The following is a 14,564-nucleotide window of genomic DNA, read 5'->3' as shown; positions in this document are numbered from 1 at the left end:
CCCACTATCGGGGAATATCAGGACGCAAGGTCCGCCAGGGGAATGGCGAATTTCTTCGAACAGAAAACGCAGTCGACGATGATGTCGCCTTGCTCATCCGCCATCTCGCCCTGTTCTTCGACCGGAAAACGCGACAGGACATTGGCGAAATGGGCAAGGTTGCAGCGGCAACCCTTGGCGAGGCCCCTGTCCTCCGTCACCCGGATTTCGCCTTCCTCATGGAACAGCCGCCAGACGAGGTCGCGCAGCGGCAACGCACGGTCGGTGAGTTCGACATCCTTGAGCGTGCCCGCCATGATCATGGCATGTTCCCAATCGGGATGGTCGTGGCGGACGTGCAGCCGCTCGCGACCCACTTCGCCTTCCGGCATATGTTGCAGGACGAGACCCGCCGCGATGCAGCCTTCGCCCGGGTCATGCCGCACGGCGATCTGCACGATGCTCGGAATCTGTTCCGACTGGGCGAAATAAAGCTCCGCCGCTTGCGCCAGCGAATCCCCCTCCAACGGCACGATGCCCTGATAGCGTTCGCCCGTCGTCTCCATGTCGAAGGTCAGGCCCAGGAAGCCTTTGCCGAACAGGCCGAACAGGGTCGGGCGGTCGCCCAGTTCCGCCAGTTTCTCCGCGTCGAACTGCGCATAGCCACGCACCGCGCCGCCGCGATAGTCGGCAACCAGCAGGCTGACCGGCCCATGGTCGGTCTGCGCCTGCAAGGTCAGTTGCCCGGCATCATCCTTGAGCATCGTGCCCAGCAGGCCGACCAGCACCAGCGCCTCCGCCACCAGCCGCTCCACCACGGGCGGATAGGCATGGGCCGCCAGCACTTCGTTCAGCACGGCGTCGAGCCGCACCAGACGGCCACGCAGCGAGCGCCCCGGAATCAGGAAGCCCAGCGCGGTGTCGAGGTCGCTCCCCGGCCCGGAAGGGGCCAGATGGGGGCCGCCGTCCGTCATCCCAGCAGACCGAAGGCCCAGAGCAGGACGGATTTCTGGGCGTGCAGGCGGTTTTCCGCTTCGTCCCAGATCAGCGACTGCGGCCCGTCGATGACAGCGCTCACCACCTCCTCCTCGCGGTGGGCGGGGAGGCAGTGGAGGAATTTCGCGTCCGGCTTTGCCAGCGCCATCAGCGCCTCCGTCACCTGATAGGGCATCATCGCCGCCAGCTTCTCCTCGGCATGGGACTGGCCCATGCTGATCCAGGTGTCGGTCACGACAACATCCGCTCCGCTGGCCGCCGTCGCCGCATCGCGGCTGAGGGTGATGCGCGCGCCCGCCTTTTCGGCCTCCGCGATGAAGGCCGGGTCGGGATCATAGCCTTCCGGGCAGCCGATGCGGACATCGAACTTCATCAGGCCCGCCGCCTCGATGATCGAGTGCAGCACATTATTGCCGTCGCCCAGCCACGCCCACTGGCTGCCCGGCAGGGCCAGCCCATGCTCGATGACGGTCAGCAGGTCCGCGACGATCTGGCACGGGTGCGACAGGTCGGTCAGGCCGTTGATGACGGGAACGGTCGCGTGGCGCGCCATCTCCTCGATCTTGGCATGGTCGTCGGTGCGGATCATGATGGCGTCGCACATGCGGGACAGCACGCGGGCGGTGTCCGCCACCGTCTCGCCCCGGCCCAACTGGCTGGTGCCGCCGTCGAGGATCAGCGAAGTGCCGCCCAGTTGCCGGATCGCCATGTCGAAGGACACGCGGGTGCGGGTCGAGTTCTTCTCGAAGATCATCGCCAGCGTGCGGCCCGCCAGCGGCGCGTCGCGATCCACCGCCCCCTTGGGCAGGCCCTGCCGCGCACCCTTACGGTCGATGGCGTCGCCGATCATCGCGGCCAGCGCATCCCCGCCCGCGTCGGACAGGTTCAGGAAGTGCCGCGCCCCTTTGGCCGCGCCACTCACGCCGGAACCGGGAGCTTATAGCTCGCCGCCCCTGCCGAAAGCTTCTCGATAAACTCCGCGATATGGCTTTCCTCGACCACCAGCGGCGGCAGGATACGCACGATATTGTCGCCGCCCGACACGGTCAGCAGGCCGTGATTATCGCGCAGATGCGCCACGAAGTCGCGCGGCTCCACCTTCAGGCGCAGGCCGATCATCAGGCCCAGACCGCGCACCGAATCGAACAGTTCATCATGGTTGGGGATCAGTTGCTCCAGGCTGGCGCGGATCCGATCGCCCATCGCGTTAACATGGTCGAGGAAGCCCTCGCCCTGCACCACGTCCAGTACCGCGCTGCCCACCGCCATGGCGAGCGGGTTGCCGCCATAGGTGGAGCCATGGGTGCCGAACACCATGCCCTTGGCCGCTTCCGCGGTGGCGAGGCAGGCGCCCATGGGGAAGCCACCGCCGATACCCTTGGCGGTCGCCATGATATCGGGCGTGATGCCATAATGCTCATAGGCGTACATCTTGCCCGTCCGAGCAAAGCCGGACTGCACCTCGTCCAGCACCAGAAGCAGGCCATGCTTGTCCGCAAACGCGCGCAGCCCCTTCAGGAACTCCGGTGTCGCGGGCAGCAGGCCGCCTTCGCCCTGCACCGGCTCCAGCAGGAAGCCGGCGGTGTTCAGATCGACCTGGCTCAGCGCCGCGTCGAGGTCGTTGAATGGCGCGTAGCGGAAACCGGGCAGCAGCGGCTCGAACCCATCGCGCATCTTCGGCTGGTTGGTCGCGGAGATAGTGCCCAGCGTCCGGCCATGGAAGGCGTTGTTGAAGGTGATGAGCGTGCCCCGCTCCGGGTTGCCATTGGCATAATGATAGCGACGGGCGGTCTTGATCGCGCACTCCACCGCCTCCGCACCGCTGTTGGTGAAGAACACCGTATCGGCAAAGGTCGCATCGACCAGCCGTTGGGCATAGGCTTCACCCTGCGGGCTGCCATAGAGGTTGGAGACGTGCATCAGCGTCGCCGCCTGCTCCGCGATCGCCTTGACCAGAACCGGATGGCCATGGCCCAGCGCGTTGACCGCAATGCCGCTCGCAAAGTCCAGATAGCGTTCGCCACGCTCCCCGATCAGGTAGCAGCCCTCGCCTCGCACCGGACGCACGTCGCACCGGGGGTAGACGGGCATCAGGGGGGTAATGGGCTTGTCGGACATGGGGGCGGCTTCCTTTCGATCAGCCATGGATAGTCATGCCCACAAACGGAAAAAGGCGGCCATCAGGGCCGCCCGTTCCGGTGGGAATGTGCGCTATACGCATTTTGGCACAGCGGATCAATGCGGGGGATCAATGCGGGGCGAAGATGGCGCCCGGTCCGTCATATGCCCCGACCCCTGGCCCAACCCCCGGAAAGAAAGGATTAACCCTCCCTCCCGATAAGGGCGTCGATGCCAACCATCCTGATCGTCCTGCCCCTCTTCCTCGCGCTCAACGCCTATACCATGCTGCGCTTCTGGCAGGACAAGCGACGCGCCGTCCGGGGGGATCGCAGGATCGCGGAAAGCCATCTTCTCGCGCTGGTATTGATCGGAGGCAGCCCCGGCGCGTTTCTGGCCCGAAACCTGTTCCGCCACAAGACGCGCAAGCAGCCCTTCTCGATCAGGTTGCAGGTCATCGCCTGCCTTCAGGCGGGAGCGATGATCGGCTGGTTCCTGCTGTAGGCTGAAGGATCAGCAGCGTTTGCGGCGATTGGTGGACAGTTCATGCCCCGCCAGACCGCCCGCCGCCGCGCCCGCAATGGTGCCGCCGGTGCCGCCCAGAACGACATTGCCCAGCACGCCGCCCGCCACCGCACCGGCCGCCGTGCCGGTGGTCTTGTTGAAGCGCAGGCAATTGCCATGGTCGTTCTTCTTGGCAACCTTGGTGCTGTGATGCTTTTTCTTGGCGTCCGCCGGTACGGAGATGGTCATGCCGACCGCCGCGAGGGCCATCAAGGCCGCCTGTCCATATGCTCTTTTCATGGCTCGTCTTCCCGTGCCGCCGGATGCGGCTCCTATCGAAAGACTATACGCAGGGGATCGCCATTTGTTGCGCCGCTGTGTCGATGGTCACATGCGCAGGATGGCCATGCCGATCATCGCAAGAACACTGGCCAGCACCAGCCCGCCGATCGCCAGAGCCACAGGCAGGGCGCTCAGCACCTGCGGTCCGATCTGGTCGTCTTCAACACCCTGCCACGCCTGAGCGGCCGCAGAATTGCGTGCGATCATCGCATCATCTCCTGTGGAAGGCTGTGCCGCCTTTCCTTGCTTCCCATACTCCTCCGAATGACTTAAAATATCATCAGGAACAATTGCGACTTTGGTCGCACCTGGCCGATGTGTCCCACCTGTCCCAAAGATGGATGACCTCGGCTTTTGCGCGGGTCAGGGCATCTCCCCGTTGCCTCTTTTACGGTCGACGACCCGGAAAATGCGGCATCGAAACACAGGAGCGTTTTCACGCACTGGGAAAAGGCTCTAGACTGTCCTCTGCATGTCCCTTCCCTCCCCCCTCATCGCTGGATGGCACGACCATCTCGCCCTCGACCGGCGGCGTTCCGTGCATACGGTGCGCGCCTATATGGCGACGGCGCAGCGGCTGCTCAACTGGATGGCGGACACGGGCGGCGTTGCGGATCAGGCCGCGCTGGCCGCGCTCACCCCGTCGGACCTGCGCGCCTATGTCGCCTCCCGCCGGGCGGAGGGGATCGGCAATGCCTCCACCGCGCGCGAACTGTCGGCAGTGCGGGCCTTCCTGCGCTTTCAGGGCGGGGAGGATGGCAGCATCCCCACCCTGCGCGGCCCCCGCGTCAAGCCCGGCATCCCCCGACCGATCAGCCCGGACGATGCGATTGCACTGGCGGAGGATGTGGCGGACGAGGCGCGCGAGCCGTGGATCGCGGCGCGCGACTGGGCGATCCTGCTGTTGCTCTATGGCGCGGGCCTGCGCATTGGGGAGGCGCTGTCGCTGACCGGCGCGATCCTGCCCCCGGCGGACGTGCTGCGCGTCACCGGCAAACGGGGGAAGACCCGGCTGGTCCCCCTCCTGCCCCAGGTCGCGCAGGCGATCGCCGACTATGCACGACTATGCCCCTATGGCACCGCCAAAGACGAACCGCTGTTCCGGGGCGCGCGCGGCGGGCCTCTCGATGCCGGTATCGTGCGCAAATCGGTGCGCGGAGCGCGGGTCCGGCTGGGCCTGTCGGACCGCACCACCCCCCATGCGCTGCGCCACAGTTTCGCGACGCACCTGCTGGGCCGGGGCGCAGACCTGCGCTCGCTTCAGGAATTGCTGGGCCATGCCAGCCTGTCCTCGACGCAAATCTATACGCAGGTGGACGCCGCCCATCTGCTCGACGTCTATCGCAACGCCCACCCGCGGGCCTAGAGCCGTTTCCGATCCGATTGCATCGGACCGGCTACTCTCAGTTTTTGGTTTGGCGCGTTCTCCGAGTCAGCAGGTGATTCCACCTGCCTGGAAAACGCGTCTAATCCGCCGAATAGGGCTTCCACGTCAGGAAGCGCCAGACATAGGCGACCACCGCCAGCACCACGACGGCCGTGCTGACCGGGCCGAGATAATCGTCGATCCGCGTGATCCGGCTGCCCAGCCACCAACCGCCGCCCGCCAATATGATGTTCCAGATCAGCGCGCCCGCCGCCGTCCAGATCAGGAAGCGCACATGCCCCATGCGGAACAGCCCCGCGGGTAGCGAAACCATAGTCCGGAACGCCGGCATGAAACGGAACACGAACACGATGCCCGGCCCATATTTGCGGAACAGCAGGTTGATCTTCCGCACGTCACGCCATTCCAGCGTCAGCACCCGGCCCCAGCGGTCCACCAGCGGGCGCAGGCGGTGAAAGCCCAGCGCCCGGCCGATCAGATACCAGACATAATTGCCCAGCGTGCTGCCGATCGTGGCAAAGATCAGCAGGGGCAGCATGTCCATCCGCCCCTGCCCGACGCGAATCCCGCCGATACCCATGATGAGTTCCGACGGGATCGGCGGAAAGACATTCTCGATCACCATCAGCAGGGCGATGCCCCAATAGCCCCCGGCGTCGATCAGGGTGACGATCCACTCCGTCATGCCGTCACGTCGCGGACGCTGCCTCCGCGCGTGCGGAGAGGCGCGCGTCGATGGCGTCCCAGATCAGCGCGCCGGTATCGCTGCCGTTGAAGGCGTCGATGGCGACGATGCCGGTGGGGGAGGTCACGTTGATCTCCGTCAGCCATTTGCCGCCGATCACGTCGATGCCGACGAACAACAGGCCCCGCGCCTTCAATTCCGGGCCGAGGATGGCGCAGATTTCCTGCTCCTGCGGCGTCAGTTCGGTCTTCGCCGCCTTGCCGCCGACCGCCAGGTTGGAGCGGATTTCGCCGCTGCCGGGGATGCGGTTGACGGCGCCCGCGACCTCGCCGTCGACCAGCACGATACGCTTGTCACCTGACGCCACGTCGCGGATGAAGGCCTGCACCATGAAGGGTTCAACCCACCGCTCGGAGAACATTTCCACGAGGCTCGCCAGATTTTTGCCATCGCTGCCGATATGGAACACCGCGACGCCGCCATTGCCATAGAGCGGCTTCACCACAATCTCGCCATGCTGCGCCAGGAAGGCGCGCGTTTCGGCAAGGCTGCGGGTAATCATGGTCGGCGGCATGAACCGCGCATAATCCAGCACGAACAGCTTTTCGGGCGCGTTGCGCACGGAACCGGGATTGTTGACGACCAGCGTCTCCCCCTCGATCCGTTCCAGCAGATGGGTGGCGGTGGTGTAGCTGAGGTCGAAGGGCGGATCCTGCCGCATCCACACCACGTCGATGTCCCGGCCCAGGTCGAGCCGCACCGGATCGCCAAAGGTGAAATGATCGCCAGCGACCTTCTGCACCGTCACCGGACGCGCCTGCGCGATCAGGCGCTCGCCGGTCCATGTCAGGTCGTCCGGGCGATAATGATAGAGGCTATGCCCTCGCGCCTGCGCCGACAGCATGATGTGGAAGGTCGAATCGCCCCCGATGTTGATCCCCTCCATCGGGTCCATCTGCATCGCGACTTTCAGGCTCATAATATTTCTCTTCCATTTGCCCGGCCGGGGCATGGGATGCCATGGTCGATACGGTGGTCCGTTCCCGCCCGCTATGTCCGGGCAGAGCGGTAATCAGCCACCATGCCAGACATTCGCCAGATGGCGCGGCGGACGCCCCGGCGCAAGGAGCATCACGTCGATCCGCATGTCGTCGCCCGGCGCGCAATAGAGATGCGCGACACTTTCCGCCGCCCGCGCGACCCGCGCCAGCCGCCGCTCGTCGATGGCAAGGTCGAGGTCCGCATCATTCCCGCGCGCCTTCACCTCGACAAAGGCGACCATGGAGCCGCGCCGCGCGATCAGGTCGATCTCCCCCGCCGGGGTCCGCACCCGCCGGTCGAGGATCGACCAGCCTTTCAGCCGCAACCACCAGCCGCACAGCCGCTCCGCCTGCCGTCCCCGCTTTTCCGCCTTCACGCGCCGGGGTGCGGGCGCCTTCATCCCTCTTTCAGTTCCATCGCCCGGTCATAGAGCGCGCGCCGCTCCAGCCCGAACCGCTTCGCCACTTCCCCCGCCGCCTTGGACGCCGGCAACCGCGCCATGGCGTCGAGCAGGGCGGCGTCCACATCCTCCTCCGCCGCAGCGACGGGTTCGTCGGAGGGCGGTCCCACAACGATGACGATCTCGCCGCGCGGGGCATTGTCGGCGTACCGCTCCGCCAGTTCGAGCAGGGTGCCGGTCGCCACTTCCTCGAACGTCTTGCTGATCTCGCGCGCGACCGCCGCCTCCCGGTCGCCCAGCACCCCGGCCATGGCGGCCAGCGACTTGCCCGTGCGCGGCCCGCTTTCATAGAAGACCAACGTCGCGCGCAACCCCATGACCTCCGCCAGCGCGTCGCCGCGCGCCTTTTCCTTGTTCGGCAGGAAACCCATGAACAGGAAACGGTCGGTGGGCAGGCCCGACAGGGTCAACGCCGCGATCATCGCGCAGGGGCCGGGCGCGGTCGTCACGGCTCGGCCCGCCGCACGGGCATCTCGCACCAGCTTGTATCCGGGGTCGGAAATCAGCGGGGTTCCGGCGTCGCAGAGCAGCGCCACGGCTTCCCCCGCCATGCGGTCCACCAGACGGCTTCGCACCCGCTCGTCGCTATGGTCATGGTAGGGAATCATGGGCCGATCGGACCCGGCGTGGCGCAGGAGCTTCGCGGAAACCCGCGTATCCTCTACCGCCACCACGTCCGCCAACCGCAGGATTTCGGCGGCTCTCGGCGTCAGGTCGGATAAGTTGCCGATCGGACCCGCAACAATGTATAGGCCGGGCGCAAGCCGCGACGATGCGTCGGATGATGCTTCAGAGGACATGGGACCGAGCAATGACAGACAGGGGTAGGAAGCCGCAAGCGGCCATTTGGCGGCGGACCATGATGCGGCAGACCATGATGCGATTGGCGGGCCTGACCGCCGTGGCGGCGCTCGCGGGCTGCGCCGTCGTGCCAAAGCCGGATCGCGCACCGCCCCCGCCGCCGCCCACGGCCAGCGGGCCGGACGTCATCGCGCCCCTGCCCACCGATACGCAGCGCCACCGCGTCGCCCTGCTCGTACCGCTCAGCGGCACCAATGCGGGCGTCGGCCGATCCATCGCCAACGCGACCACCATGGCGCTGTTCGACACGCGCACGGAGCAGGTGCGCATCACCACCTATGACACGGCCGCCGCCGGGGGCGTCGCCGCCGCGACCCGCCGGGCGCTGGCGGAGGGCAACCGCCTGATCCTCGGCCCGCTGACGGCCGAGGATGTGCGCGCCGCCGCACCGCTGACCCGGCAGGCGGGCGTGCCCATGCTCAGCTTCTCCAACGACGCCAGCGTCTCCGCGCCCGGCACCTACCTGATGGGCTATATCCCGGCGCAGGCGGTGGAGCGGGTGGTCGGCTATGCCCGCGAACGCGGCGTCACCGATTTCGCGGCGCTGGTGCCCAAGGGCGTCTATGGCGAGCGGGCGGGCAACGCCTTCCTCAACGCCGTGCGCGGCAAGGGCGGCACGGTGGTCGCGCTGGAGAGCTTCGACCGCTCGCCGGGCGCGGTCGCTGCGGCGGTCAAGCGCCTGTCCGCCGCGTCCAGCTATGACGCGCTGCTGATCGCGGACATTGGCCGGGTCGCCGTGCAGGTCGCACCGCTGGTCCGGGCTGGCGGCGGGGCAAAGGCGCGCCTGCTGGGCACCGAATTGTGGAACACCGACCAGAGCATCCTGGGTAACCCCGCGATGAAGGGCGCCTGGTTCGCCAGCGTCAGCGACGGCCTTTATCGGCAATTCTCGACCAAATATCGCGCCCGCTATCAAGCCGCGCCCTATCGTCTGGCGTCGCTGGGTTATGACGCGGTGCTGCTGACCGTGCGCATCGCGCAGGACTGGAAGGTCGGCACGCCCTTCCCCGCCAGCCGCCTGAACGACCGGGAGGGCTTTGCCGGTCTCGACGGCGCGTTCCGCTTTGGCGACACCGGCGTCGCGGAGCGGGCGCTGGAGGTGTCGGAAGTGGGCACAGGCGCGGTCGGTATCGTCGATGCGGCCCCGCGCGGCTTCGGCAAATAGAGTCAGGGGCAAATAGGATCAGGGCGTGACGCGGAAGGCTCTTTTCGCGTCACAATCTGTTCTGTTGTGACCATATTCGGCCAGGCTTGGCCTCCCTCACCCCACAGGGTTCCGACAAAAGCAACTGGGAGGAACCAGCACCGGACGGTCGAGGCTGTGCCCATCCGTAACGGACGCACGGACGACAGTGAGAATGGCTCTACAGCCTGCCCACGCGAAAAACCGCACGCGATACAAGCTAAACCGCCTCATTCTCCGCCACGGCATCGGCCAGCAGTGCGCGCACGTCGTTCGGACGGGGCAGTCCGCGAATCGCGATCTCCGGGAAATCGCCGCCGGTGAAAATCTCTATGTCGCCGACGCCCAGCATCCGCTGCATCACGCCCTGCGTCACCCGCACCGCGCGCACGCTGGCCCGGCTGACCTGCACCCGTTGCTTGGCGATGAAGCCGCGCTCCAGCAGCACGTCCCGCTCGCCCACCGCCAGCCGCTCCGTCCGCACCACGATGGCCCAGACGCCGATCACCACAAAACCGATGATCGTCACCGCCAGCAGGCTGAACAGGAAGGGATGGTTGGCGAACATCGCCGGATGCTCGTCATAGACCCAGCGCGTATCGGACGGTGTCTTCGCCACGGGCATTTCCCCCCAAGAAGTGACTATCAGCTCAGCAGCATCTTCAACCCGCTCGCCACCAGCACCACCGCCAGGAACGGCCGGATGATCCCGCCCGAAACCCGCGTGGCCAGCAACGACCCGATCAATATGCCCGGTATGGACCCCACCAGCAACGATCCCAGCAGCGTGAAGTTCACATTGCCCAGCCACAAATGGCCCAGCCCCGCGACCATGGTCAGCGGCACGGCATGGACGATGTCCGTTCCCACCAGCCGCGCGGGCGTCATGCGGCGCGGGTACAGCGCCAGCAGCATCGTCGCGCCCAGCGCGCCAGCGCCCACCGATGTCATCGACACCAGCACGCCCAATATCGCCCCCGCAGCCACGGTCAGCCCCGGCTGCACCCGGCGATAGGCCAGCGCGCGCGGTTGCGAGATGCCCGCCGCCTTGCGCCGTATCCAGCCCCAGGACAGGGTGGCGAGCGCGGTCAGGATCAGCGCCCCGCCCAGCAGGCTCATGATGAAACCCTGCTTCACCTGCCCCATGTGCATCTGCGACAGGACGATCAGGGTGACGATGGCGGCGGGCACGCTGCCACAGGCCAGCCGCCGCACCACCTGCCAGTCCGGGTCGCCATAACGGTGGTGCACGGTGCCGCCGACCAGCTTGGTGATCGCGGCGAACCACAGGTCGGTGCCGACGGCCGTCGCGGGCGCCACGCCGATCAGCAGGATCAGGATCGGCGCCATCAACGATCCGCCGCCGACCCCGGTCAGCCCGACCAGTGCGCCCACCAGCAGGCCGGAAACAGCGTGTAGAATGTCCATGATGCCCCGCCGTCCCCAATGCTCAAACCGCGCCCGTCGCCAGCGTCCCGCACGCGCGCCCGTCGGCCATTGCGCCATGCCGCCGGGAAATGGCCCATTAGTCAATCCGCGCGCGCAGCACAATTGGGCCGCTTTTCCGCCTCTGTCCCGTAAAAACGGCGTTGCGTCCCCGGCCCCGATACGCTTAGGGGAAGGGCCATGTTGGACAACAAGGCCATTTTCGAGGCGATTGCGTTACGCAAGTGCCTGCAAGCCACCTATAATAGGGCGCCGATCACGATTGCCCCGCATGTGCTGTACCGGCGCAACGACAGCTTCTTCATCGACGCGATCACCATATCGCGCGATGGTGTGCCCCCGCGGGAGGAGAAGGTCGGCAGCTTCAACCTCGCGGGCCTCAGCGACGTGACGGTCAGCGACGATGGTTTCGTCATCAGCCCCCTGTTCGACCGCATGGACGTGAAATATCGCGACTCGACCCTGTTCATGATCGACGCCGACTGAACGCGACCGGGCGCCAACTGAGCGATGATCCGTCGCCCCCCGGTGGCGGCGCTGCCAGCGACAGGGGCGGAACCCGTGCCCTGCCCCGCCCGTTCCTGACCCAGACGATCAGGAGGCTATCATGGCACGCGAATATGACGACAACAGCGAGCAGGACGACGGCGATCAGGCGCAGGATGTCGCCGAAGACGCCCGCAACCGCCACAACGACCCGTCCGAAGACAGCGAGCGCGGCGGCAATGCCGACCGCACCCAGGTCGCCCCCGCCGACGAACCCGATCTGGTGGAGCGCATGAACGCCATGGTCCGCAGCGGCATCATCGACAATGACGCCTTCGCCGGCGAACCGCAGATGGATGACGAGGAGGACGGCCTCGGCCCCACCGAGGACCGCGACTGAATCGTCTGGCAGGCGGCCACCACAGGCGGCGCTCCCCGGTCCTTCATTCAGGCCATTCAGGCCGCCGCCTTCACGTCCCGCGACAGCGCCTCGAAGCGCGCATGCAGATGGGCCGCGCGCTGCGCCACGGACCGGGATGTGGCCTGCACTTCCTGCGATGACCGGCGCACGTCGGATGCGTCGCCGTGCAGCGCCTTCATCGCGTGCAGCGCATCGTCCACCTGATCGCGCGCGCATTCCAGCGACTCGACGATCCGGCCACTCGCCGCCTTGTGCGTCTTCACCGCTTCCGCCGCCGCGCGGGACTGGTGCGCGATTTCCTGCGCCAGCACCTCCACCGCCGTCGCGCTCGCCAGTACGCGGTCCGCCGTGCCGCGCACGAAATCCAGCTTGCGCCCGATCTCGTGCGCGGCGCGCTGTGCGTCATGCGACAGGGATTTCACTTCCGCCGCCACCACGGCGAAACCGCGCCCCGCATCCCCTGCACGGCTCGCCTCGATACTGGCGTTCAGCGCGAGCAGGTTCGTCTGCTTTGCCACGCTGCTGATCAGGTCCAGCGTGCCGCTGATCTCCGCCACCATCGTCCGCAGTTGCAGGGCATGGGCGCGATTCTGCCGGCTTTCGTCATGCACCTTGCCACCATGCTCCAGCGAACTGGCGGTCCGCGCGCCGACCGCGACGCCGATGTCCAGCATCACGCCGCTCGCCTCCTCGATCCGCGAAATATTGGCGCCGGTCGATTCAAAGCCATGCCCGACCGTCACCGCCCGCGCCTCGGCCCGTTCCGCCGCCGCGTTCATGCCGTCCGCCATGCCGCCCATCTGCTGCGCGGCGGAGGCCAGTTCCTCCACCATCGCGGCCAGCGCATCGCCGAACTCCGCGAAAAAGCCGTCCAACGTCGCCGCGCGCCGCCGCGCCGCCACCGCGACCGCATGTTCGACGCGCCGCCGCTCCTCCTCTGCCGCCTGCCGTTCTTCCAGCAGCCGGGCATGGTCCTGCGCCCGCGCCCGCGCACCAGCTATCGCCCTGGCGATACCGCCCACCTCATCCTCGAAATTCTGATAGGGCACGGCATCAGCCTGGCCATTCTCCGACAGGTCGGACGCATGGCCCGCAATCGCCACCAGCGGCTCGATGATCGAGCCGCGCACCCGGCGCATTAGCCACAGGCCGACCGCCATGGCGACCAGCAGCAGCGCGGCGAGGCCCAGTTGCGCGCCCAACAAGACCATCCACAGCCCCCGCCGATCCGCCTCCGCCTGCTCCCGCAGCGCCACCGCCCGCGCCCGCAACTCGATCAGCAACGGGTCGATTCCGCCCGACAATCCGCCGGACAGCAGGAAGTCGAGGCTGTCCCGATTGCCCGTTGCGATCGCCCGGCCCAGCGCCGCCAGCGCCGCATCGGCGGGCACGCGCCGCTCCACCGCGGCGTCGAAATCCTGCGGCGGATCGGCCAATATGCCCTGCCACCCCTGCTCCAGCGCCCGTTCCAGAGAGGATAGCTCGCTGCGTCCGCTGGCCAGCGTCATCGTACCCGCCCGCACCTTGTTAGCTACGGCGAATCCCGCGCCATATTCATCCGCGATGGACTGGATGCGCGACATGGGGACCAGACGGCTGTCGATCAGCGACGCCGCCGCCCGGTCGAACGTCCACAGCGCGCCGATCGCCAGCAGCCCCTGCACCGCGACGAACAGGAAACCCAGCAGCAACACCGCCTGCAACCGCGCGCCCAGCGACGAGGACAGGTGCATAGACAGTGCGCGCAACGACAGATCATGCCGAATCGACCGACCGAGCCGAAACATCATCATTTCCCCAGATTGTGGTTTGGACGCCGATTGCGGGGACCGTGCCTAACACCCCGTTAATTTCGCTCGAAACCCGCAAATTTCTGCCGTTTTTTCAATATATTGCGTCACACAACTGTCATAATTGCCGGGACCATGTTTCGCTATCGGGCCACTTATGCGAGCGGATCGCATCAAACGCTGGCCACCCTCCCTTGCGTCATTGCGACTCCCCTGCTAACCGGCCCGCACGTTCCGGGGGGCGCTGTTAAGCGTTGCCCCGTCCCGTCATGACATCAAGATGATCGCGGAGGCATCAGGCGCGTGGAGAATTCCGGCGGTATTCAGGCTAGCTTGGCAGGGCGTTACGCCCTCGCATTGTTCGAGCTGGCACGCGACAATGGGCAGATCGATTCGGTCGGCCAGAGCCTTTCGACGGTCAAGGCAGCGCTTGCGGAGGTCGCCGACTTCCGCAATCTCGTGTCCAGCCCGCTGATCGCGCGCGCCGATGCCGAAAAGGCTGTGGCGGGCGTGGCAGCATCGCTGGGTCTCGATGCCCTGACCACCAAATTCCTGGGCGTTCTCGCCTCCAACCGGCGCCTCGACAAATTGTCGGGGATGATCCGTTGCTATGAAACGCTCGTGTCCGCGCACAAGGGTGAAACCCGCGCGGAAGTGACGAGCGCCTATCCCCTCTCCGCCGAGCAGGTCGAGGCATTGGGTGCGAAGCTGAAAGCCCGCGTGGGCAATGATGTTTCGCTCGAAACCCGCGTCGATCCGGCGATCATGGGCGGTCTGGTCGTCAAGATCGGCAGCCAGATGATCGACAGCTCCATCCGCACTCGTCTCAACACGCTCGCCCAGGCGATGAAGGGCTAAAGGCCCT

At 66.6% G+C, this 14,564-nt stretch carries 18 protein-coding genes; 6 read left to right on the top strand and 12 right to left on the bottom strand.

Annotated features, from left to right (window positions below):
* Window positions 1-17 precede the first annotated feature (17 nt).
* The 3 genes from hslO to LWE61_RS04970 are packed head-to-tail and all read right to left on the bottom strand — an operon-like array spanning window position 18 to window position 3,093.
* Window positions 18-953 (bottom strand): Hsp33 family molecular chaperone HslO, encoded by a 936-nt coding sequence (hslO, locus tag LWE61_RS04980; RefSeq protein ID WP_234148924.1) that lies wholly within the window; start codon window positions 951-953, stop codon window positions 18-20.
* On the bottom strand, window positions 950-1,897 hold the full coding sequence (gene argF, locus LWE61_RS04975; protein ID WP_326490602.1) for an ornithine carbamoyltransferase: 948 nt from the start codon (window positions 1,895-1,897) through the stop codon (window positions 950-952). The genes hslO and argF overlap by 4 nt, the downstream gene beginning before the upstream one ends.
* Window positions 1,894-3,093 (bottom strand): aspartate aminotransferase family protein, encoded by a 1,200-nt coding sequence (locus LWE61_RS04970; protein ID WP_234148923.1) that lies wholly within the window; start codon window positions 3,091-3,093, stop codon window positions 1,894-1,896. The genes argF and LWE61_RS04970 overlap by 4 nt, the downstream gene beginning before the upstream one ends.
* 231 nt (window positions 3,094-3,324) lie before the next feature.
* Here LWE61_RS04970 and LWE61_RS04965 point away from each other — a divergent pair, with 231 nt between their 5' ends.
* On the top strand, window positions 3,325-3,597 hold the full coding sequence (locus LWE61_RS04965; RefSeq protein ID WP_234148922.1) for a DUF1294 domain-containing protein: 273 nt from the start codon (window positions 3,325-3,327) through the stop codon (window positions 3,595-3,597).
* A 9-nt stretch (window positions 3,598-3,606) separates the two neighbouring features.
* Here the strand turns inward: LWE61_RS04965 and LWE61_RS04960 are convergent, their stop codons facing one another.
* Window positions 3,607-3,897: a glycine zipper 2TM domain-containing protein gene (locus LWE61_RS04960; RefSeq protein WP_234148921.1), complete on the bottom strand. Its 291-nt coding sequence runs from the start codon at window positions 3,895-3,897 to the stop codon at window positions 3,607-3,609.
* A gap of 87 nt (window positions 3,898-3,984) precedes the next feature.
* Window positions 3,985-4,146 carry a hypothetical protein gene (locus LWE61_RS04955; RefSeq protein ID WP_234148920.1) on the bottom strand — a complete coding sequence of 54 codons (162 nt, stop codon included), beginning with the start codon at window positions 4,144-4,146 and terminating at the stop codon, window positions 3,985-3,987.
* A 265-nt stretch (window positions 4,147-4,411) separates the two neighbouring features.
* Between LWE61_RS04955 and LWE61_RS04950 the strand changes: the two genes are divergently transcribed.
* On the top strand, window positions 4,412-5,305 hold the full coding sequence (locus LWE61_RS04950; protein ID WP_234148919.1) for a tyrosine recombinase XerC: 894 nt from the start codon (window positions 4,412-4,414) through the stop codon (window positions 5,303-5,305).
* A gap of 100 nt (window positions 5,306-5,405) precedes the next feature.
* Here the strand turns inward: LWE61_RS04950 and LWE61_RS04945 are convergent, their stop codons facing one another.
* The 4 genes from LWE61_RS04945 to rsmI form a co-directional block, all read right to left on the bottom strand.
* Window positions 5,406-6,011, bottom strand: coding sequence for a DedA family protein (locus tag LWE61_RS04945; protein WP_234148918.1), 606 nt, complete (start codon window positions 6,009-6,011; stop codon window positions 5,406-5,408).
* A 4-nt stretch (window positions 6,012-6,015) separates the two neighbouring features.
* Window positions 6,016-6,990 carry a glutathione synthase gene (gene gshB / locus LWE61_RS04940; RefSeq protein WP_234148917.1) on the bottom strand — a complete coding sequence of 325 codons (975 nt, stop codon included), beginning with the start codon at window positions 6,988-6,990 and terminating at the stop codon, window positions 6,016-6,018.
* Between the two features lie 93 nt (window positions 6,991-7,083).
* A complete protein-coding gene (locus LWE61_RS04935; RefSeq protein ID WP_234148916.1) occupies window positions 7,084-7,452 on the bottom strand; it encodes a YraN family protein in 369 nt (122 codons plus the stop codon).
* Window positions 7,449-8,312, bottom strand: coding sequence for a 16S rRNA (cytidine(1402)-2'-O)-methyltransferase (gene rsmI, locus LWE61_RS04930; RefSeq protein WP_234148915.1), 864 nt, complete (start codon window positions 8,310-8,312; stop codon window positions 7,449-7,451). The genes LWE61_RS04935 and rsmI overlap by 4 nt, the downstream gene beginning before the upstream one ends.
* A gap of 62 nt (window positions 8,313-8,374) precedes the next feature.
* Here rsmI and LWE61_RS04925 point away from each other — a divergent pair, with 62 nt between their 5' ends.
* Window positions 8,375-9,538 carry a penicillin-binding protein activator gene (locus tag LWE61_RS04925; protein WP_407696193.1) on the top strand — a complete coding sequence of 388 codons (1,164 nt, stop codon included), beginning with the start codon at window positions 8,375-8,377 and terminating at the stop codon, window positions 9,536-9,538.
* A 238-nt stretch (window positions 9,539-9,776) separates the two neighbouring features.
* Here the strand turns inward: LWE61_RS04925 and LWE61_RS04920 are convergent, their stop codons facing one another.
* Entirely contained in the window at window positions 9,777-10,181 is a 405-nt protein-coding gene (locus LWE61_RS04920; RefSeq protein WP_407696189.1) for a PH domain-containing protein, read from the bottom strand.
* A gap of 20 nt (window positions 10,182-10,201) precedes the next feature.
* Window positions 10,202-10,984, bottom strand: a complete 783-nt coding sequence (locus LWE61_RS04915) for a sulfite exporter TauE/SafE family protein (RefSeq protein ID WP_234148912.1) — start codon at window positions 10,982-10,984, stop codon at window positions 10,202-10,204.
* 198 nt (window positions 10,985-11,182) lie between these two features.
* Here LWE61_RS04915 and LWE61_RS04910 point away from each other — a divergent pair, with 198 nt between their 5' ends.
* Together LWE61_RS04910 and LWE61_RS04905 are read left to right on the top strand one after the other, a co-directional pair.
* Entirely contained in the window at window positions 11,183-11,488 is a 306-nt protein-coding gene (locus tag LWE61_RS04910; RefSeq protein ID WP_234148911.1) for a hypothetical protein, read from the top strand.
* 121 nt (window positions 11,489-11,609) lie between these two features.
* Window positions 11,610-11,888 carry a hypothetical protein gene (locus LWE61_RS04905; RefSeq protein ID WP_234148910.1) on the top strand — a complete coding sequence of 93 codons (279 nt, stop codon included), beginning with the start codon at window positions 11,610-11,612 and terminating at the stop codon, window positions 11,886-11,888.
* 56 nt (window positions 11,889-11,944) lie between these two features.
* On the opposite strand, the gene LWE61_RS20580 is transcribed toward LWE61_RS04905, so the two are convergent.
* Window positions 11,945-13,657, bottom strand: coding sequence for a methyl-accepting chemotaxis protein (locus LWE61_RS20580; RefSeq protein ID WP_267961584.1), 1,713 nt, complete (start codon window positions 13,655-13,657; stop codon window positions 11,945-11,947).
* A gap of 345 nt (window positions 13,658-14,002) precedes the next feature.
* On the opposite strand from LWE61_RS20580, the gene LWE61_RS04895 reads away from it, so the two are divergent.
* A complete protein-coding gene (locus LWE61_RS04895) occupies window positions 14,003-14,557 on the top strand; it encodes a F0F1 ATP synthase subunit delta (protein WP_234148909.1) in 555 nt (184 codons plus the stop codon).
* The last annotated feature ends 7 nt before the right edge of the window (window positions 14,558-14,564 follow it).

The organism is Sphingobium sufflavum (assembly GCF_021403115.1).
Taxonomy (GTDB): Bacteria; Pseudomonadota; Alphaproteobacteria; order Sphingomonadales; family Sphingomonadaceae; genus Sphingobium; species Sphingobium sufflavum.
The sequence above is the reverse complement of the archived record's forward strand: the minus strand, read 5'-3'. Positions and strand labels throughout refer to the sequence as shown.

Coding starts and splice junctions, on each gene's coding strand:
- hslO (WP_234148924.1), bottom strand. CDS start 953: ATGACGGACGGCGGCCCCCATCTGGCCCCTTCCGGGCCGGGGAGCGAC.
- LWE61_RS04970 (WP_234148923.1), bottom strand. CDS start 3,093: ATGTCCGACAAGCCCATTACCCCCCTGATGCCCGTCTACCCCCGGTGC.
- LWE61_RS04965 (WP_234148922.1), top strand. CDS start 3,325: ATGCCAACCATCCTGATCGTCCTGCCCCTCTTCCTCGCGCTCAACGCC.
- LWE61_RS04960 (WP_234148921.1), bottom strand. CDS start 3,897: ATGAAAAGAGCATATGGACAGGCGGCCTTGATGGCCCTCGCGGCGGTC.
- LWE61_RS04955 (WP_234148920.1), bottom strand. CDS start 4,146: ATGATCGCACGCAATTCTGCGGCCGCTCAGGCGTGGCAGGGTGTTGAA.
- LWE61_RS04950 (WP_234148919.1), top strand. CDS start 4,412: ATGTCCCTTCCCTCCCCCCTCATCGCTGGATGGCACGACCATCTCGCC.
- LWE61_RS04945 (WP_234148918.1), bottom strand. CDS start 6,011: ATGACGGAGTGGATCGTCACCCTGATCGACGCCGGGGGCTATTGGGGC.
- gshB (WP_234148917.1), bottom strand. CDS start 6,990: ATGAGCCTGAAAGTCGCGATGCAGATGGACCCGATGGAGGGGATCAAC.
- LWE61_RS04935 (WP_234148916.1), bottom strand. CDS start 7,452: ATGAAGGCGCCCGCACCCCGGCGCGTGAAGGCGGAAAAGCGGGGACGG.
- rsmI (WP_234148915.1), bottom strand. CDS start 8,312: ATGTCCTCTGAAGCATCATCCGACGCATCGTCGCGGCTTGCGCCCGGC.
- LWE61_RS04925 (WP_407696193.1), top strand. CDS start 8,375: ATGCGGCAGACCATGATGCGATTGGCGGGCCTGACCGCCGTGGCGGCG.
- LWE61_RS04920 (WP_407696189.1), bottom strand. CDS start 10,181: ATGCCCGTGGCGAAGACACCGTCCGATACGCGCTGGGTCTATGACGAG.
- LWE61_RS04915 (WP_234148912.1), bottom strand. CDS start 10,984: ATGGACATTCTACACGCTGTTTCCGGCCTGCTGGTGGGCGCACTGGTC.
- LWE61_RS04910 (WP_234148911.1), top strand. CDS start 11,183: ATGTTGGACAACAAGGCCATTTTCGAGGCGATTGCGTTACGCAAGTGC.
- LWE61_RS04905 (WP_234148910.1), top strand. CDS start 11,610: ATGGCACGCGAATATGACGACAACAGCGAGCAGGACGACGGCGATCAG.